This window comes from Streptomyces sp. NPDC020681, assembly GCF_044334895.1.
Lineage (GTDB): Bacteria > Actinomycetota > Actinomycetes > Streptomycetales > Streptomycetaceae > Streptomyces.
The window spans coordinates 224431-241674 of the sequence record NZ_JBIRTX010000012.1 but is presented as its reverse complement, the minus strand read 5'-3'; the positions used below and the strand labels follow the sequence as shown (position 1 = coordinate 241674).

Here is a 17244-nt window from a genome sequence, read left to right as displayed (position 1 = left end):
CCCGGACGGTCCGGGGGAGCGCGCTGCGGTGGCTCGACTCCGTACGAGGTTCACTCGTACGGGCGGTCCGGTGTTTCTACGGTCGGATACCGGCGGCCGCCGCCAGGTCCCGCTTCATGCCGTCCAGGATCTCCGCGGCACGCTCCCGCGCCGGAACCAGCGCGCTCGCGTCCGCGACCGGCACCACAACTTCCAGATAGCACTTGAGCTTGGGCTCGGTGCCGCTGGGACGGACGATGACCCGGGCGTTGAACTCGCCGTCGAGGTAGTACCGCAGACCGTCCGTCGGCGGCAGCTTGTCCGTGCCGCGGTTCAGGTCCTCGGCGCTCGCGACGCGCAGTCCGGCCAGCACGGCCGGCGGCTGCTCGCGCAGCCGGCGCATCGCGTCCGCGATGACGCTCAGGTCGTCGACTCGCACCGACAGCTGGTCGGTGCCGTGCAGTCCGTGCGCGACGGCGAGATCGTCCAGCAGATCGGTGAGCGTACGGCCCTGCTCCTTGAGCTCCGACGCGAGTTCGGCGACGAGCAGCGCCGCGGTGATGCCGTCCTTGTCGCGTACGCCATCGGGGTCGACGCAGTAGCCGAGCGCCTCCTCGTAGCCGTAGCGCAGACCGTCGACCTTCGCGATCCACTTGAAGCCGGTCAGCGTCTCCTCGTACGGCAGCCCGGCGGCCTCCGCGATCCGGCCGAGCAGCGACGAGGACACGATCGACTCGGCGAACGTGCCGCGAGCGCCCTTGTGGACGATGTGCGCGGCGAGCAGCGCGCCGACCTCGTCGCCGCGGAGCATCTTCCAGCCGCCGGCAACGGAGTCGTCCGGCACCGCCACCGCGCAGCGGTCGGCGTCGGGGTCGTTGGCGATGACGATGTCCGGGCCCACGGCGCGGGCCGTCCCGAAGGCCAGGTCCATCGCGCCCGGCTCCTCCGGGTTGGGGAACGCGACGGTCGGGAACGCCGGGTCGGGCTCGGCCTGCTCCTGCACGAGGACGGGTTCGGGGAATCCGGCACGGGCGAAGGCGGCCGTCAGCACGTCCTTGCCGACGCCGTGCATGGCGGTGTAGACGACGCGGGCGGTGCGCGGTGACCCGGTGGTCAGGACCGCGTCCGTACGCGCCAGATAGGCGTTCAGGACCTCGTCGCCGAGGGTCTCCCAGCCGCTCTCGGCGCGTGGCACGTCGTTCAGGCTCGCCACCGCCTCGATCTCGGCGGCGATCTCCGCGTCGGCCGGCGGCACGATCTGGGAGCCGTCGCCGAGGTAGACCTTGTAGCCGTTGTCGCGCGGCGGGTTGTGGCTGGCGGTGACCTCGACGCCGGCGACCGCGCGCAGATGCCTTATGGCGTACGCGAGGACGGGCGTGGGCAGCGGGCGCGGGAGGACGGCGGCGCGGAACCCGGCGGCGACCATGACGGCGGCGGTGTCGCGGGCGAAGTCGGCGGACTTGTAGCGGGCGTCGTAGCCGATGACGACGAGCCCGCCGGTCTGCTCCTTGGCCCGCAGATACGCGGCGAGGCCGGCGGCGGCGCGGATGACGACGGCGCGGTTCATCCGCATGGGCCCGGCGCCGAGCTCCCCGCGCAGCCCGGCGGTCCCGAACTGCAGCATCCCGCCGAACCGTGCGGCGAGCTCGTCGAGATCCCGCGCGGCGATCAGCTTCCCGAGCTCGTCGCGGGTCTCGGCGTCCGGATCCTCCTCCAGCCATCGCTGGGCCCGCGCGATGAGGTCCTGGGTCACGGTGTCTCGCCTCTCGTGATGGTGGTGTTCAGTGCGGTGGGGTGCGGTCTGTTTCCTTCCCCTCCGCGCCCGTTCCCGTAACTGCGGGCTCCGCCTCCGGGCCCCCGGGCCCGGCCGGTTGCCCGGTCCTCGCGTCCTGCGGGCGCGGGTGCCAGGTCTCTCGCGGCGGGCGGCACGCGGGTACGCGGCCTCGGGGAAGGCGTCAGATGCGGTCCAGGACCCTCGTCAGGAGTTCTCCCATGCTCGCCGCCGAGTCGCGGCCCGCCTGGAGGACCTCCTCGTGGTTCAGCGGCTCGCCCGACAGGCCCGCCGCCAGGTTCGTGACCAGGGAGATGCCGAGTACCTCCGCGCCCGCCTCACGCGCCGCGATCGCCTCGAGAACCGTGGACATGCCGACCAGGTCGCCGCCCATCACACGGACCATGTTGATCTCCGCGGGCGTCTCGTAGTGCGGGCCGGGGAACTGGACGTACACGCCCTCCTCCAGCGTCGCGTCGACCTCCTTGCACAGCGCCCGCAGCCGCGGCGAGTACAGGTCCGTCAGGTCCACGAAGTTCGCGCCGATGATCGGGGAGGCAGCGGTCAGGTTGATGTGGTCGCTGATCAGCACCGGCTGGCCGGGGCGCATGCCCTCGCGCAGACCGCCGCAGCCGTTGGTCAGGACGACGGTCTTGCAGCCGGCGGCGACAGCGGTGCGCACACCGTGGGCGACCGCGGCGACGCCACGGCCCTCGTAGAAGTGCGTACGGCCGAGGAAGACCAGCGCGCGCTTCGCGCCGATGCGGTACGAGCGGATCTTGCCGCCGTGGCCCTCGACCGCCGGCGGCGGGAAACCGGGCAGTTCGGTGACCGGGAACTCGGCCTCCGGCGCGCCGAGCGCCTCTACGGCCGGCGCCCAGCCCGAGCCCATGACCAGGGCTACGTCATGCGTCTCGGCGCCGGTCAGCTCGCGCAGGCGCGCGGCGGCGGCGTCTGCCGCGGCGTGGGGGTCGGCGCTGACGCCGTGGAGTTCCGGATTCACAGATGCGTTCACGCGAATGAGGGTAGCCGGTCATTTCCTACGCGCGTAGATGACGCAGCGTACGGTCCTGCGATCGTTGTCTTGTCGTTTCCCACAAACTCTCCGGCGAATTCACCGGCGGACACCACCGCGGGCCCGCTAACACGGCCGCTTCCTCAGCTCCATCACGTAGTCGTGCGGCGCCCCCGCCGAATCCGCGGCGTCCGCCAGCTCTCCCAGATACCGCGCGGACGGCAGCCCGCCCTCGTACCCGTTCAGCACATACACCCAGGCCGGCTCCTCGCCGTCCAGCGTGTGCACCCGGACCCGCATCCGCCGGTAGATGTCCATGCCGACGCCCTCCCAGCGGTCCATCGAGTCCTCGTCCATCGGGGCGATGTCGTACAGCGCGACGAAGACCTGCGAGCGCGGCGCTTCCACGATCGTGGCCAGTGCCCCCTCCCAGCCCATCTGCTCGCCGCCGAACGTCAGCCGCCAGCCGTTGAGCCAGCCGGTGCCGCGCAGCGGTGAGTGCGGGGCGCGGCGGGACATCAGCCGCGCGTCGAGGTTGCCGGCGTACGCGGCGTAGAGCGACATGGGATCGAGGGTACGGGAGGGGCCGCAGTGAAGGGTCTCGGGGAAGAGGTGGGCCGGGGGCGTGGTGGGTCGGGGCCGGTGGGTTGTTCACTGTGGGCGTCCGGGGTGAAGGGTCTCGGGGAAGAGGTGGTCCGGAGCCCGTGGGTTGTTCACTGTCGGGTCACTGTGGGTATCCAAGGGAGGCCGCCGCCCCGAATGGTGGGCCCCGGGCGCGAGCGGGTTGAAGCGTGCGGGACAATGGGGTACGTACTCCAGCCCAGCGGGACACCCCCGGCAGTAACCGGCAGTAACGAGAGCGCGAGGCGTAACCCCAGTGACCCGGATCGTGATCATCGGCGGCGGACCCGGCGGATACGAGGCGGCCCTGGTGGGCGCCCAACTCGGCGCGGAGGTGACCGTCGTCGACTGCGACGGCCTCGGCGGCGCGTCCGTGCTGACCGACTGTGTGCCCTCGAAGACCCTCATCGCCACGGCCGAGGTGATGACCACCTTCGACTCCTCGCACGAGGAACTCGGCATCATCGTCGCCGACGACACGCCGCCGCTCGAGCAGGCCGCCAAGATCGTCGGCGTCGACCTCGGCAAGGTCAACCGGCGTGTGAAGCGGCTGGCGCTCGCGCAGTCCCACGACATCACCGCGTCCGTCACCCGGGCGGGCGCGCGCGTGATGCGGGGCCGCGGCCGGCTGGAGGGCCAGCAGGCGATGGACGGCTCCCGCAAGGTGATCGTGCGCGCCGCCGACGGCACCGAGGAGACGCTGACCGCCGACGCCGTGCTGCTCGCGACCGGCGGCCACCCGCGCGAGATCCCGGACGCGCTCCCCGACGGAGAGCGCATTCTGAACTGGACCCAGGTGTACGACCTGACCGAGCTCCCCGAGGAGCTCATCGTGGTCGGCTCCGGCGTCACCGGCGCCGAGTTCGCCGGGGCCTACCAGGCACTCGGCTCGCGCGTCACGCTCGTCTCCTCCCGCGACCGCGTGCTGCCCGGCGAGGACCCGGACGCCGCCGCGGTCCTCGAGGACGTCTTCCGCCGCCGCGGTATGAACGTGATGTCCCGCTCGCGCGCCGAGTCCGCCAAGCGGGTCGGCGACCGCGTCGAGGTGACGCTCTCCGACGGCCGGGTCATCTCCGGCTCGCACTGTCTGATGGCCGTCGGCGCGATCCCGAACTCCGCGGGCATGGGCCTGGAGGAGGCCGGCGTACGGCTCAAGGACTCGGGCCACATCTGGACGGACAAGGTGTCCCGTACCAGCGCGCCCGGCGTCTACGCGGCCGGTGACGTCACCGGGATCTTCGCGCTCGCCTCGGTCGCCGCCATGCAGGGCCGTATCGCGATGTACCACTTCCTCGGTGACGCGGTGCAGCCGCTGAACCTGAAGACCGTCTCGTCGAACGTGTTCACCGACCCGGAGATCGCGACGGTCGGCTACAGCCAGGCGGACGTCGACGGCGGCATCATCGACGCCCGGTTCGTCAAGCTGCCGCTGCTGCGCAACCCGCGCGCGAAGATGCAGGGCATCCGGGACGGCTTCGTCAAGATCTTCTGCCGGCCGGGCACCGGGATCGTGGTCGGCGGTGTGGTCGTGTCGCCCCGCGCGAGCGAACTGATCCATCCGATCTCGATCGCGGTCGACAACAATCTGACGGTGGAACAGATCGCAAACGCTTTCACCGTGTACCCGTCTCTGTCGGGCTCGATCGCCGAGGTGGCACGGCAGTTGCACACCCGGAAGGCGGCCGGCGAGGCGTGAGCAGGTAGCGGACCCGGAGTAAACCCGGCGAACCCCGGGCACTCCACGCACCCGGCGATCAACTATGGGTCCGCCCATACCACTTGGCATACATCGGTAAGCACAGATTCGGTATTTCGGCGCATAGTGCTGAAAACTATCGGCCGGTCAGGTTACTGTCAGTTTCGTGTTCGCTGCAGAACGTCGCCAATTGATCCTCGAAATGGTGCGCGCCAACGGGGCCGTGTCGCTCCGTGAGCTCGCCCGCGTCGTCCAGACCTCCGAAGTGACCGTACGGCGGGACGTGCGGGCACTGGAGGCAGAAGGACTCCTCGACCGCCGTCACGGCGGTGCGGTACTGCCGGGCGGCTTCACGCGGGAGTCCGGCTTTCCGCAGAAATCCCTGTCCGCCACCGCGGAGAAGACGGCCATCGCCGATCTTGCCGCGAGCCTCGTCGAAGAAGGCGAGGCGATCGTGGTCGGCGCGGGTACGACCACGCAGGAGCTGGCCCGCCGGCTCGCGCGCGTCCCCGGGCTGACCGTCGTCACCAACTCGCTGCTGGTGGCGCAGGCGCTGGCGCACGCCAACCGCGTCGAAGTCGTCATGACCGGCGGGACGTTGCGCGGCTCCAACTATGCCCTGGTGGGCAGCGGGGCCGAGCAGTCCCTCCAAGGGCTGCGGGTCTCGCGCGCCTTCCTCTCGGGCAGCGGCCTGACCGCCGAGCGCGGCCTGTCCACGTCCAACATGCTGTCGGCGAGCGTCGACCGGGCGCTGGTCCAGGCGGCGGCGGAGGTGGTGGTCCTCGCGGACCACACCAAGCTGGGCACCGACACGATGTTCCAGACCGTGCCGACGGATGTGATCACTCGGCTGGTCACGGACGAGCCGCCGACGCACGACGACCGCGCGGCGACGGAACTTCAGGCGCTGGCGGACCAGGGCGTGCAGATCGCGGTCGCGGGTTCGGTCGCGGGTGCGGGCGGTTCTGAATCGCCGCCGGGGCGTCCGCGCCGCGACGTCCCGCTGCCGGGCCAGCGCCGCACACGCGGCGGCGGACCGGGTTCGCTGCGCAGCGCGACGGGAGCGCTGACCCCGGAGCCGGGCGTTCCGGAGCGCAGTGCGAGGGTGGCCGACCTCCGCCGTCGCTGAGGTCTCCGGGCCCGGCCCGCCTGTTGGGCCCGGACCCCTGCGCGCGGCGCGTTGTCGCCTACGCGGTCTCCGCCTTGAGGCCCCGTAGCGTCAGCATCAGCAGCCTGTCCGCCAGTTCGGGGTCACCGGGGTCCTGTTCCGCCGCCAGTGCGATCGCGTTGGTGAGCTGCATCAGATCGCTGATCGAGACGTCCGGCCGCACCGCGCCGGACTCCTGGGCCCGGACCAGCAGGCGTTCGCCCGCCTCCTGCATCGGGACGCTGCATTCCGAGAGCGCCGAACTCGCGTCGTGCGAGGCCGACATGAGCGCCCGCGCCAGGCCGCGGTACTCGCCCGCGTGCGTGATGATCGCGCGCAGCCACTCCACCAGCGCCCCGCACGGCTGCTCCGCGTCCGCCAGTTCGCGCGAGCGCGCCAGCAGTTCGGTGACCGCGTCCTGGAAGACCGCGCTCATCATCGCGTGGCGGTTGGGGAAGTGCCGGTACAGCGTGCCGATACCGACGCCCGAGCGGCGTGCGATCTCCTCGAGCGAAGCATCGGTGCCGTGCTCGGCGAAGGCGGAACGGGCTTCGGTCAGCAGCCGCTCGTAATTGCGCCGCGCATCCGCCCGCATCGGTCGCGTCGAGCCCGCTGCCGTACTGGTCGCCATCGCGCCGTCCTCCCTGAGTCCGCCCCCGGTGTCCAGGATGCCATTGCGAAACCGGAGGAAGCCTCCGCATCGTAAGCGGAGGTTACCTCCGAATGCTGTCGTCCCCGGGAGGGCTCTCAGCCATGCCGACCGCAGACCGGTCCACCGCCGCGTCCAACGGCGTCGCCGCAACCACGCATCCCGCACGATCACCCCGCCATCGCCCGGCCCTCGCGCTCACGTTGATCCTGACCTGCCAGATGATGCTGATGCTCGACGCGACCGTCGTGAACATCGCGCTGCCCGACATCGGCGAGGAGCTCGGCTTCAGCTCCGCCGGACTGTCCTGGGTGCTCAACGCCTACACCCTCGCCTTCGGCGGACTCCTCCTCATCGGCGGCCGGATCGGCGATCTCATCGGCCGTCGCCGCGCGCTGGTCATCGGCGTGCTCGCCTTCACCGCCGCCTCCCTGCTCGGCGGGTTCGTCGACAGCGGCGGTTGGCTGCTCTTCGCCCGTGCCGCACAGGGCGCCGCCGCCGCGCTCACCGCGCCCGCCACGCTCGCGCTCGTCGCCACCACCTTCGGCGAAGGGCGTGAACGCGACCGCGCGCTCGGCCTGTTCACCGGAATGGCCGCAGCCGGATCGGCGATCGGCATGATCCTCGGCGGCGTCCTCACCGAGGCCGGGTCCTGGCGCTGGACCCTCTTCATCAATGTGCCGGTCGGCCTCGCGGTCGCCGCGCTCGTCCCGCTCGGCATCGCCGAGACCGAACGGCACAGGGCCCGCTTCGACCTCGTCGGCGCGCTCACCGGCACGGCCGCCGTGACCGCGCTCGTCTACGCCTTCATCCGCGCCGCCGACCACGGCTGGAGCGACACCCAGGTCGTGTGGGCCTTTGCCGTCGCCGCCGTACTGCTGCCGCTGTTTCTGCTGGTGGAGCGCCGGGTGCGGCAGCCGGTCGTGCCGCTGGAGCTGTTCGGCGCCCGGAACCGGGTCATCGCGTACGCCGGAATGCTGCTGGTGCCCGCCGCGATGTTCGGGGTCTTCTACTTCGACACGCAGTACTTCCAATTCGTCCGCGACTACAGCCCGTTGCGCGCCGGGCTCGCGTTTCTGCCGCTCGCCGTCGGCATCTTCGTCGCGTCCACCGTCGCCGGGAGGCTGCTGGCCCGCCACGGCCTGAAGAAGGTCGCCGGTACGGGGCTGGGGCTCGCGGTCGCCGGTGTGCTGTGGCAGTCCACGCTCACCACCGGCAGCGGCTACTGGACCACGCTCTTCGTGCCGCTCGCCGTCAACGGCCTCGGCGTCGGCCTCGTCTTCATGCCGCTCAGCGTGCTGATCCTGACCGGCATCCGCCCGGACCAGGCGGGCGCGGCGTCGGGCCTGATGCAGACGATGCAGCAGGTCGGCGGCGCGCTGGGCCTCTCGGCGCTGGTGACGGTGTACGGGAGCGCGGCGCGCGGTGCGGAAGGCGGCGGCCAGGAGGCGATGGCGGCGGGCTTCTCGGCGGGCCTGCTGGCGGCGGCGGCGTTCATGACGGTCGCGCTGGCGCTGGTCCTGTGGTCACGGACGCAATCGCCGGACGGGCTCCGAAAGAGCTCGTCCGGCGATTGAAGGCCGTACGGGACCGGCGGCGCACCCGGTCAGTACAAGGACGTCAGTCCTTGATCTCGCAGATCATCGCGCCGGAGGAGATGGAGGCGCCGACTTCCGCGGCCAGGCCCTTGATGGTGCCCGCGCGGTGTGCGTTCAGCGGCTGTTCCATCTTCATCGCTTCCAGGACCACGACGAGGTCGCCTTCCTTGACCTCCTGGCCCTCCTCGACCGCGACCTTGACGATCGTGCCCTGCATCGGCGAGGCGAGGGTGTCGCCGGAGGCCGCGGAAGCGGACTTCTTCGCGGCCCGGCGCTTGGGCTTGGCGCCGGCGGCGAGGCCGGTGCGGGCGAGCGTCATGCCGAGCGAGGACGGCAGCGAGACCTCCAGGCGCTTGCCGCCGACCTCGACGATGACCGTCTCGCGGCCGGGCTCGTCCTCGGTGTCGGCCTCGGTCGGCGCGGCGAACGGCTTGATCTCGTTGACGAACTCGGTCTCGATCCACCGGGTGTGGACCGTGAACGGGTTGCTGGTGAACGCCGGGTCGGTGACGACCGCGCGGTGGAAGGGGATCGCGGTGGCCATGCCCTCGACGTTGAACTCCTCCAGCGCACGGGCGGCGCGCTGCAGCGCCTGCTCACGGCTGGCGCCGGTGACGATCAGCTTGGCGAGGAGCGAGTCCCAGGCGGGGCCGATGACGCTGCCGGACTCGACACCCGCGTCGAGGCGGACACCGGGGCCGGACGGCGGGGCGAAGGTGGTGACGGTGCCCGGCGCGGGCAGGAAGCCCCGGCCCGGGTCCTCACCGTTGATACGGAACTCGAAGGAGTGGCCGCGCACGGCGGGGTCGCCGTAGCCGAGCTCCTCGCCGTCGGCGATGCGGAACATCTCCCGGACGAGGTCGATGCCGGTGACCTCTTCGGTGACCGGGTGCTCGACCTGGAGGCGGGTGTTGACCTCGAGGAAGGAGATGGTGCCGTCGGTGCCGACGAGGAACTCGACGGTGCCCGCGCCGACGTAGCCGGCTTCCTTCAGGATCGCCTTGGACGCGGCGTACAGCTCGGCGTTCTGCTCCGGCGACAGGAACGGGGCCGGAGCCTCCTCCACCAGCTTCTGGTGGCGGCGCTGCAGCGAGCAGTCACGGGTGGAGACGACCACGACGTTGCCGTGCTGGTCCGCCAGGCACTGGGTCTCCACGTGGCGGGGCTTGTCGAGGTAACGCTCGACGAAGCACTCACCGCGGCCGAAGGCGGCGACCGCCTCGCGTACGGCGGAGTCGTACAGCTCGGGGACTTCTTCGAGAGTGCGGGCGACCTTCAGGCCGCGGCCGCCGCCGCCGAACGCCGCCTTGATCGCGATCGGCAGTCCGTGCTCGCGGGCGAAGTCGACGACCTCGTCCGCGCCGGAGACCGGGTCGGGGGTGCCCGCGACCAGCGGAGCGCCGGCGCGCTGGGCGATGTGCCGGGCGGCGACCTTGTCACCGAGATCGCGGATGGCCTGCGGCGGCGGGCCGATCCAGGTCAGACCCGCCTCGATGACGGCCTGGGCGAATTCGGCGTTCTCGGAAAGGAAGCCGTAGCCCGGGTGGATGGCGTCCGCGCCGGAGTCCTTCGCGGCCTGCAGCACCTTGGCCATGTCCAGATAACTGGCGGCCGGGGTGTCACCGCCCAAGGCGAACGCTTCGTCGGCCGCGCGGACATGCAGAGCGTCCCGGTCCGGATCGGCGTAGACGGCTACGCTCGCGATCCCGGCGTCCCGGCAGGCACGGGCAACGCGGACAGCGATTTCGCCACGGTTGGCGATGAGCACCTTGCGCACGATGGCTCCCTCCTTGAAACAAGCTGAGTTTAGGGACTGCCAACACGGCCTTTCGACCCGTCCCCATTGGTGAGCTTGCCCACACGGAGCGTGATTCGAGGCTCGCGCAGACGCGAAATCCCTTGTCGCACCACGGTACGACGGGTTCCTCCCTCGCACAGTAGACCCATGGTGTGGCGCAGGTCTCTGTTCATGGGACCAGCGGCCCAACCCGTTTCTTTGTGGAATCCCTACGAATGGCCGAGTGATTCTTTGCGCTCACTCCGAGCGTGCCAAGACCCTTGTCCCACGGTTTACCGGTTAGTAGCGTTCGCGATGTCGTACGTACTTCCGGTAACAGAGGGTTGGGGGCGCCGTGGTGCGCAGACCGGTGGCCGTAGTGGCCGCGATTGTGCTGCTCGTGGAAGCCGTGGGGATCGTGGCGATCAACGGCATCCTCGCCACGCTCGTCGACGCGCAGGACATGTCACTCGGGGGAATGGAACCGGATGCCATGGTCACTGGCACATGGGTGATGGGCGCAGTCTTCGGGCTCTACCTCGCGACGTGCGGCGTACTGCTCCTTCTGGCGGGTCTGCGCGACCGCGCCCCGGGCCGTGTCGCCCGCATCCTGCTGATCAGCTGCGCGGTGGTGCACGGCGTGCTGGGCGCGGTGACGGTGGGTCTGGTGGGCTGGCACGCCTTCGCGTTCATGATGGTGGTGCTGGGGCTGATCGTGCTGTCGCTGCTGGGGTACGGCAAGCCGGCACCGGCACCGCGCGAGACCACGGCCGATCCGGCGCCGACGAACGGCGCGGCTCCCGCGTAAGGCCCGCGCGGGTCTTTGTCGGCCTGCGTCAAAGGCCCGCGGCCGGTGTCAGTGGGCGTCAGGCGGTGCGGGAATGCGTCAGCCGGGCGTCAGCGGCATCAACCGCCCGGCTCCGACCTGCCCGGCTTCGGCCTGCCCGGCTTCGGCCTGCCCGGCTCCGATCGGCGCCCGGCGCCAACCTGCCCCGAAGAAGGGGCGGTTGAGGTGGTGGTCCGGGCTCAGGTCCACAGGTCCGTGATCGAGTGGCCCAGCTCCGCCAGCAGCGTGCGCAGCAGCGGCAGCGACAGGCCGATGACGTTTCCGTAGTCGCCCTCGATGCCGTCGATGAACGGCGCCGAGCGGCCGTCCAGCGTGAACGCGCCCGCCACATGCAGCGGTTCGCCGCTCGCCACGTACGCCGCGATCTCGGCGTCCGTCGGCTCGCCGAAGCGCACCGTCGTGGACGCGGTCGCGGACGCTATCCGGCCGGTGACGGTGTCCGTGACGCAGTGGCCCGTCTGCAGTACGCCGACGCGGCCGCGCATCGACTTCCAGCGGGCCGTCGCCTCTTCCTGGTCGACGGGCTTGCCGAGCGCCTCGCCGCCCAGCTCGAGCACCGAGTCGCAGCCGACGACCAATGCGCCGGCGGCATCCGGAAGTGCGGCAACGACGGCGGCCTTCGCCTCGGCGAGAACCAGGGCGAGTTCGGCGGGGGTCGGAGCGGTCAGCGCGTCCTCGTCGACGCCGCTCACGATGACCTCGGGTGCCAGCCCGGCCTGGCGCAGCAGGTTGAGTCGGGCCGGTGAGGCGGAGGCGAGTACGAGGCGGGGGGTGGGGGCGGTCATGGCGCAATCGTAAGCGTGGTCAATGCAGGCCGACCACGAACATCGCAAGCACCATGGCCAACGCCAGCACCAGGCCCACGCGGCGCATCATGGCCTGGGCGTCGCGGAGCTCCTTGGGAGGCTCGTTCTTCGGGTCGGACCACAGCATGCTTCGATCCTGCGGGCCGGGCTCGGGCCGCGCCTGAGTACGGGTACTCAACCAGCGGGGTACGAGTGGACTAATTCCTGGTGTCGGCGCAGCTCCGGCCCGCGCCCGGGGTGTGTCTCAGACCGGCCAGAACGTGCGCGCCCACGCCCGCGGGCCCGGCAGCGGGCTGCTGGTGCGGGCTATGCGCGCCGGGTCCGACCACTGCTCCGGGGGCGCCGCGGCGCCCTCCGGAGCGGACGCCGTCGCGGCGGCACGGGCCTGGACCACCGCCAGTGCCGCTGCCAGCTCCTCCGGCGTTGGGTTTCCCCTTACGACCTTGATCATCGTCAAGTCCCTGAATCCTTAGCGCTCTTGAGGTCCTAGAGGGGGATGTTGCCGTGCTTCTTCGGCGGCAGGCTCTCGCGCTTCGTCCGCAGCTGCCGCAGGCCCTTCACGAGCTGCGCCCGGGTGTCCGACGGCATGATCACCGCGTCGACGTAGCCGCGCTCGGCCGCCACGTACGGGTTGAGCAGCGCGTCCTCGTACTCCTGGATCAGCTGCGCGCGGGTCGCCTCCTGGTCGTCGGCGGCCGCGATGCTGCGGCGGTGCAGGATGTTCACCGCGCCCTGCGCGCCCATCACCGCGATCTGCGCGGTCGGCCAGGCGAGGTTCAGGTCCGCGCCCAGGTGCTTGGAGCCCATGACGTCGTACGCGCCGCCGAACGCCTTCCGGGTGATCACGGTGATCAGCGGGACGGTCGCCTCCGCGTAGGCGTAGATCAGCTTCGCGCCGCGCCGGATGATGCCGCCGTACTCCTGGTCGACGCCGGGCAGGAAGCCGGGAACGTCGACGAAGGTCAGCACCGGGACGTTGAAGGCGTCGCAGGTGCGGACGAAGCGGGCCGCCTTCTCGCTCGCGTTGATGTCCAGGCAGCCCGCGAACTGCATCGGCTGGTTGGCGACGATGCCGACCGGGAAGCCCTCCACCCGTCCGAAGCCGGTGACGATGTTCGGCGCGAACAGCGCCTGCGTCTCCAGGAACTCGCCGTCGTCCAGCACATGCTCGATGACGGTGTGGATGTCGTACGGCTGGTTCGCGGAGTCCGGGATCAGCGTGTCCAGCTCGCGGTCCTCGTCCGTCGCCGTCAGGTCGGCCTCGTCCGGGAAGGCCGGCGGCTCGGAGAGGTTGTTCGACGGCAGATAGGACAGCAGCGACTTGATGTAGTCGATGGCGTCCTTCTCGTCGCCCGCCATGTGGTGCGCCACGCCCGAGGTCGTGTTGTGCGTACGGGCCCCGCCGAGCTGCTCGAAGCCGACGTCCTCGCCCGTCACGGTCTTGATGACATCGGGACCGGTGATGAACATGTGCGAGGTCTGGTCGACCATCACCGTGAAGTCGGTGATGGCGGGGGAGTAGACCGCGCCGCCCGCGCACGGGCCGACGATCAGGCTGATCTGCGGGATGACGCCGGAGGCATGGGTGTTGCGGCGGAAGATCTCGCCGTACATGCCGAGCGCGCTCACGCCCTCCTGGATGCGCGCGCCGCCGGAGTCGTTGATGCCGATGACCGGGCAGCCCGTCTTCAGCGCGAAGTCCATCACCTTGATGATCTTCTGGCCGAAGACCTCGCCGAGCGCGCCGCCGAAGACGGTGAAGTCCTGCGAGAAGACGGCGACCGGGCGGCCGTCGACCGTGCCGTAGCCGGTGACCACGCCGTCTCCGTACGGGCGGGTGGCGTCCAGACCGAAGTTGGTGGAGCGGTGCCGGGCGAACTCGTCGAACTCCACGAACGAATCCTCGTCGAGAAGCAGCGCGATCCGCTCACGGGCCGTCAACTTGCCCTTGGCGTGCTGCTTCTCCACCGCGCGCGCGGATCCCGCATGCGTGGCCTCGTCGAAGCGGCGCTGCAGATCCGCGATCTTTCCCGCGGTGGTGTGGATGTCGATGTTTGCCGGCTCGGACATCGGGATGCGGCTCCCTGGCTGGTCACGGGGTCGGTGGCTGCTGATTCACTCGGTTGCTACTGACTCGTAGCGTATCGGCGTGGATACCGTTCGGCAGTGCGGCGTTTACCACACCTAGGCTGGCTTGCATGACGCCTGAGAATGCGCCTGAGAACGCTCATGACCCCGCTCACGACGACGCGCACGAGAGCCGCTGGTCCGACCTGGAGCGCCCGCCGCTGAGCGGCACCGTGCTGCGCCGCGCCCTGCTTCAGCCCGGCGGTCTGTGGACCTCGCTGGAGATCGTGCCCGAGACCGGCTCCACGAACTCCGACCTCGCGGCCCGGGCCGCGGAGCTGGAAGACGGCGCGGTGCTCGTCGCCGAGGAGCAGACGGCGGGCCGCGGCCGGCTCGACCGGACCTGGACGTCGCCGCCCCGCTCCGGGCTCTTCTTCTCCGTGCTGCTGAAGCCCGGCGCCGGGGTGCCGGTGGAGCGCTGGGGCTGGCTGCCGCTACTCACCGGAGTCGCCGCCGCGACCGGGCTCAGCCGGGCCGCCGGCGTGGACATGTCCCTCAAGTGGCCCAATGACCTGCTGGTAAAGGTCGACGGCGAGGAACGCAAGACCGGCGGGATCCTCGCCGAGCGGGCCGGGGACGACGCGGTGGTCATCGGCATCGGCATCAATGTCACGCTCCGTGCCGACGAGCTGCCCGTTCCGGCCGCCGGTTCGCTCGCGCTCGCGAACGCGGTCTCCACCGACCGTGACCCGCTGCTGCGGGCCGTGCTGCGCTCGCTGGAGCAGTGGTACGGGGAGTGGCGCAAGGCCGGCGGCGATCCGGCGGCCTCCGGCGTGCAGGCGGCGTACACGGCGGGCTGCGCCACGCTGGGCCGTACCGTACGGGCCGAGCTGCCCGGTGACCGCTCGGTGACCGGCGAGGCGGTCGCGCTCGACGGGGACGGCCGGCTCGTGCTGGCCACGGGGAACGGCACGCGGGAGGCCGTCAGCGCGGGAGACATCGTGCACCTGCGCCCGGCCGACTGAACCGGCACGCCGACTCGGACGTGAGCTAGGGCACACCTGCCGTATCGTTGAGGCGATCGAGAGACAGATCGGCACGGCAGTGCGCAGGGAACGGGCAGGAGGCGGGTGGTGACCGTCGACGACACCACGTCCGGAGCAGGCGCGCGGCCACCGTCGGACTCCTCGTCCAGCGAGTCCGCAGGGTCGCCGTCGGCGGACTCCAACGGGTCCGTCGGCACGGGTTCCGGTGCGGGTCAGGCCGCCGGTGCGAGTTCCGGCACCAGTTCGGTGCATCCGACGCCGCACCACGCCGTCGACCACACCCACGAGCCGACCGACGACCCGCTCGCCATCCGTCTGGAACAGCTGATCCTCGGCGCCGAGCGGCGCTACACCGCCTTCCAGGCCGCCCGCACCGCCGGTGTCTCCATGGAGCTCGCCTCGCGCTTCTGGCGCGCCATGGGCTTCGCGGACATCGGCCAGGCGAAGGCGCTGACCGAGGCCGACGTACTGGCCCTGCGGCGGCTCGCCGGTCTCGTCGAGGCTGGCCTGCTCAGCGAGCCGATGGCGGTCCAGGTGGCCCGCTCGACCGGTCAGACCACCGCCCGGCTCGCGGAATGGCAGATCGACTCCTTCCTGGAGGGCCTCACCGAGCCGCCCGAGCCCGGGATGACCCGTACGGAAGTCACCTATCCGCTGGTGGAGCTGCTCCTGCCGGAGCTGGAGGAGTTCCTGGTGTACGTCTGGCGGCGGCAGCTCGCCGCGGCCACCGGACGCGTTTTGGTGCAGGCAGCGGACGACGAGGAGATGGTCGACCGCAGGCTCGCCGTCGGCTTCGCGGACCTGGTCGGCTTCACGCGGCTGACGCGCCGTCTCGAGGAAGAGGAACTGGGCGAGCTGGTCGAGTCCTTCGAGACCACCTGCGCCGACCTGGTGGCCGCGCACGGCGGCCGGCTGATCAAGACGCTCGGCGACGAGGTGCTGTACGCGGCGGACGACGCGGGCACGGCGTCGGAGATCGCGCTGCGGCTGATCGACACGATGACGAACGACGAGTCCATGCCGGCGTTGCGTGTCGGCATCGCGTTCGGCACGGTCACGACGCGCATGGGCGACGTGTTCGGCACGACGGTGAACCTGGCGAGCCGCCTGACGTCGATAGCGCCGAAGGACGCGGTGCTGGTGGACGGGGCGTTCGCGGAGGAGCTCGTACGGACGGGAGACGCGCCGGTCTCCGAGACGCAGGCGGCGGAGGAGGCGGCGACCGCGGAGAAGGAGGGCGAGCCCGCCCCGCCGTACCGCTTCGCACTCCAGCCGATGTGGCAGCGCCCGGTGCGCGGCCTCGGCGTCGTGGAGCCCTGGCTGCTCTCGCGCCGCGGCTGAGCCCGGTCTGCCCGGGCGCCGTGCACCCGCCTATGATCCGGTGAACCATCGTTAACCGGGAGGGTGACCCGCATGAACGAGTCCGAGCAGCGGTTCGGGGAATTCGTCCTCGTCCGTACGCGCAAGCACACCGCCGAGCTCGTCCTTGACCGGCCCAAGGCGATGAACGCCGTCTCCACCGACATGGCCCGTTCCATCGGCGCCGCCTGTGACGCACTCGCCGCCGACCGCGACGTACGCGTCACCGTCGTCACCTCCTCCAACGACCGCGCCTTCTGCGTCGGCGCCGATCTGAAGGAGCGCAACTCCTTCTCCGACGCCGAGTTGGTGCGGCAGCGGCCGACCGCCCGGGCCGCGTACACCGGAGTCCTGGAACTGCCCATGCCCACCGTCGCCGCCGTGCACGGCTATGCCCTCGGCGGCGGGTTCGAGCTGGCGCTCGCCTGCGATCTGATCGTGGCCGACGCGACCGCTGTCGTCGGGCTGCCCGAGGTGTCCGTCGGCGTCATCCCCGGCGGCGGCGGTACGCAGCTGCTGCCGCGCCGGGTCGGTGCCGCCCGGGCCGCCGAGCTGGTGTTCACGGCGCGGCGCGTGGAGGCCGCCGAGGCACGGGAGTTGGGGCTCGTCGACCAGTTGGTGGAGGACGCCAGGACCGGGGCGCTGGAGCTCGCGGACCGTATCGCGGCGAACTCGCCCGTGGGCCTGCGCGCCGCCAAGCGCGCGATGCGGCTGGGTCAGGGGCTCGATCTGCGCGCCGGGCTCGAGGTGGAGGACGCGGCATGGCGCTCGGTCGCCTTCTCCGGGGACCGCGCCGAGGGCGTGGCCGCCTTCAACGAGAAGCGCACGCCCGACTGGCCCGGCGAATAGCCCGGCCTACTCCGACT

General features: G+C 71.1%; 16 protein-coding genes. 7 read left to right on the top strand and 9 right to left on the bottom strand.

Annotated features, from left to right (window positions below):
- Positions 1 to 76: 76 nt before the first annotated feature.
- From ACH4YL_RS26845 to ACH4YL_RS26835, 3 genes are all read right to left on the bottom strand, one after another.
- The gene (locus tag ACH4YL_RS26845; RefSeq protein ID WP_398509993.1) at positions 77 to 1732 is read right to left on the bottom strand and encodes a phospho-sugar mutase; all 1656 of its coding nucleotides are present in this window, start codon (positions 1730 to 1732) and stop codon (positions 77 to 79) included.
- Positions 1733 to 1934: 202 nt separating this feature from the next.
- Entirely contained in the window at positions 1935 to 2765 is an 831-nt protein-coding gene (locus ACH4YL_RS26840) for a purine-nucleoside phosphorylase (RefSeq protein WP_398509992.1), read from the bottom strand.
- 126 nt (positions 2766 to 2891) lie between these two features.
- On the bottom strand, positions 2892 to 3329 hold the full coding sequence (locus tag ACH4YL_RS26835; protein WP_398509991.1) for a gamma-glutamylcyclotransferase: 438 nt from the start codon (positions 3327 to 3329) through the stop codon (positions 2892 to 2894).
- A 313-nt stretch (positions 3330 to 3642) separates the two neighbouring features.
- Between ACH4YL_RS26835 and ACH4YL_RS26830 the strand changes: the two genes are divergently transcribed.
- Positions 3643 to 5082, top strand: coding sequence for an NAD(P)H-quinone dehydrogenase (locus ACH4YL_RS26830; protein ID WP_398509990.1), 1440 nt, complete (start codon positions 3643 to 3645; stop codon positions 5080 to 5082).
- Positions 5083 to 5248: 166 nt separating this feature from the next.
- Positions 5249 to 6211: a DeoR/GlpR family DNA-binding transcription regulator gene (locus tag ACH4YL_RS26825; RefSeq protein WP_398509989.1), complete on the top strand. Its 963-nt coding sequence runs from the start codon at positions 5249 to 5251 to the stop codon at positions 6209 to 6211.
- Between the two features lie 58 nt (positions 6212 to 6269).
- On the opposite strand, the gene ACH4YL_RS26820 is transcribed toward ACH4YL_RS26825, so the two are convergent.
- Positions 6270 to 6860 (bottom strand): TetR/AcrR family transcriptional regulator, encoded by a 591-nt coding sequence (locus ACH4YL_RS26820; RefSeq protein WP_398509988.1) that lies wholly within the window; start codon positions 6858 to 6860, stop codon positions 6270 to 6272.
- Between the two features lie 122 nt (positions 6861 to 6982).
- On the opposite strand from ACH4YL_RS26820, the gene ACH4YL_RS26815 reads away from it, so the two are divergent.
- Positions 6983 to 8455: an MFS transporter gene (locus tag ACH4YL_RS26815; RefSeq protein ID WP_398509987.1), complete on the top strand. Its 1473-nt coding sequence runs from the start codon at positions 6983 to 6985 to the stop codon at positions 8453 to 8455.
- Positions 8456 to 8498: 43 nt separating this feature from the next.
- Here ACH4YL_RS26815 and ACH4YL_RS26810 read toward each other — a convergent pair whose 3' ends face one another.
- A complete protein-coding gene (locus ACH4YL_RS26810) occupies positions 8499 to 10253 on the bottom strand; it encodes an acetyl/propionyl/methylcrotonyl-CoA carboxylase subunit alpha (protein ID WP_398509986.1) in 1755 nt (584 codons plus the stop codon).
- A 358-nt stretch (positions 10254 to 10611) separates the two neighbouring features.
- Between ACH4YL_RS26810 and ACH4YL_RS26805 the strand changes: the two genes are divergently transcribed.
- The gene (locus ACH4YL_RS26805; protein WP_398510016.1) at positions 10612 to 11061 is read left to right on the top strand and encodes a hypothetical protein; all 450 of its coding nucleotides are present in this window, start codon (positions 10612 to 10614) and stop codon (positions 11059 to 11061) included.
- A 218-nt stretch (positions 11062 to 11279) separates the two neighbouring features.
- Here ACH4YL_RS26805 and ACH4YL_RS26800 read toward each other — a convergent pair whose 3' ends face one another.
- The 4 genes from ACH4YL_RS26800 to ACH4YL_RS26785 form a co-directional block, all read right to left on the bottom strand.
- Positions 11280 to 11885 (bottom strand): nucleoside triphosphate pyrophosphatase, encoded by a 606-nt coding sequence (locus tag ACH4YL_RS26800; protein ID WP_398509985.1) that lies wholly within the window; start codon positions 11883 to 11885, stop codon positions 11280 to 11282.
- Positions 11886 to 11904: 19 nt separating this feature from the next.
- Positions 11905 to 12033, bottom strand: coding sequence for a morphogenic membrane protein MmpB (mmpB, locus tag ACH4YL_RS26795; RefSeq protein ID WP_398509984.1), 129 nt, complete (start codon positions 12031 to 12033; stop codon positions 11905 to 11907).
- A gap of 117 nt (positions 12034 to 12150) precedes the next feature.
- Entirely contained in the window at positions 12151 to 12357 is a 207-nt protein-coding gene (locus ACH4YL_RS26790) for an acyl-CoA carboxylase epsilon subunit (RefSeq protein ID WP_398510015.1), read from the bottom strand.
- A gap of 35 nt (positions 12358 to 12392) precedes the next feature.
- The gene (locus ACH4YL_RS26785; RefSeq protein WP_398509983.1) at positions 12393 to 13976 is read right to left on the bottom strand and encodes an acyl-CoA carboxylase subunit beta; all 1584 of its coding nucleotides are present in this window, start codon (positions 13974 to 13976) and stop codon (positions 12393 to 12395) included.
- Positions 13977 to 14104: 128 nt separating this feature from the next.
- On the opposite strand from ACH4YL_RS26785, the gene ACH4YL_RS26780 reads away from it, so the two are divergent.
- The 3 genes from ACH4YL_RS26780 (at position 14105) to ACH4YL_RS26770 (ending at position 17227) form a co-directional block, all read left to right on the top strand.
- Positions 14105 to 14998 (top strand): biotin--[acetyl-CoA-carboxylase] ligase, encoded by an 894-nt coding sequence (locus ACH4YL_RS26780; protein ID WP_398509982.1) that lies wholly within the window; start codon positions 14105 to 14107, stop codon positions 14996 to 14998.
- A 267-nt stretch (positions 14999 to 15265) separates the two neighbouring features.
- Positions 15266 to 16360 carry an adenylate/guanylate cyclase domain-containing protein gene (locus ACH4YL_RS26775; protein ID WP_398510014.1) on the top strand — a complete coding sequence of 365 codons (1095 nt, stop codon included), beginning with the start codon at positions 15266 to 15268 and terminating at the stop codon, positions 16358 to 16360.
- Positions 16361 to 16432: 72 nt separating this feature from the next.
- Complete coding sequence (locus tag ACH4YL_RS26770) at positions 16433 to 17227, top strand: enoyl-CoA hydratase/isomerase family protein (RefSeq protein ID WP_398509981.1); 795 nt, start codon at positions 16433 to 16435, stop codon at positions 17225 to 17227.
- Positions 17228 to 17244 lie beyond the last annotated feature (17 nt).

Bases quoted from the DNA above. Each gene is read 5' to 3' on its own strand.
- ACH4YL_RS26835 (WP_398509991.1), bottom strand. From the start codon at position 3,329: ATGTCGCTCTACGCCGCGTACGCCGGCAACCTCGACGCGCGGCTGATG.
- ACH4YL_RS26820 (WP_398509988.1), bottom strand. From the start codon at position 6,860: ATGGCGACCAGTACGGCAGCGGGCTCGACGCGACCGATGCGGGCGGAT.
- ACH4YL_RS26815 (WP_398509987.1), top strand. From the start codon at position 6,983: ATGCCGACCGCAGACCGGTCCACCGCCGCGTCCAACGGCGTCGCCGCA.
- ACH4YL_RS26800 (WP_398509985.1), bottom strand. From the start codon at position 11,885: ATGACCGCCCCCACCCCCCGCCTCGTACTCGCCTCCGCCTCACCGGCC.
- mmpB (WP_398509984.1), bottom strand. From the start codon at position 12,033: ATGCTGTGGTCCGACCCGAAGAACGAGCCTCCCAAGGAGCTCCGCGAC.
- ACH4YL_RS26790 (WP_398510015.1), bottom strand. From the start codon at position 12,357: ATGATCAAGGTCGTAAGGGGAAACCCAACGCCGGAGGAGCTGGCAGCG.
- ACH4YL_RS26785 (WP_398509983.1), bottom strand. From the start codon at position 13,976: ATGTCCGAGCCGGCAAACATCGACATCCACACCACCGCGGGAAAGATC.
- ACH4YL_RS26780 (WP_398509982.1), top strand. From the start codon at position 14,105: ATGACGCCTGAGAATGCGCCTGAGAACGCTCATGACCCCGCTCACGAC.
- ACH4YL_RS26770 (WP_398509981.1), top strand. From the start codon at position 16,433: ATGAACGAGTCCGAGCAGCGGTTCGGGGAATTCGTCCTCGTCCGTACG.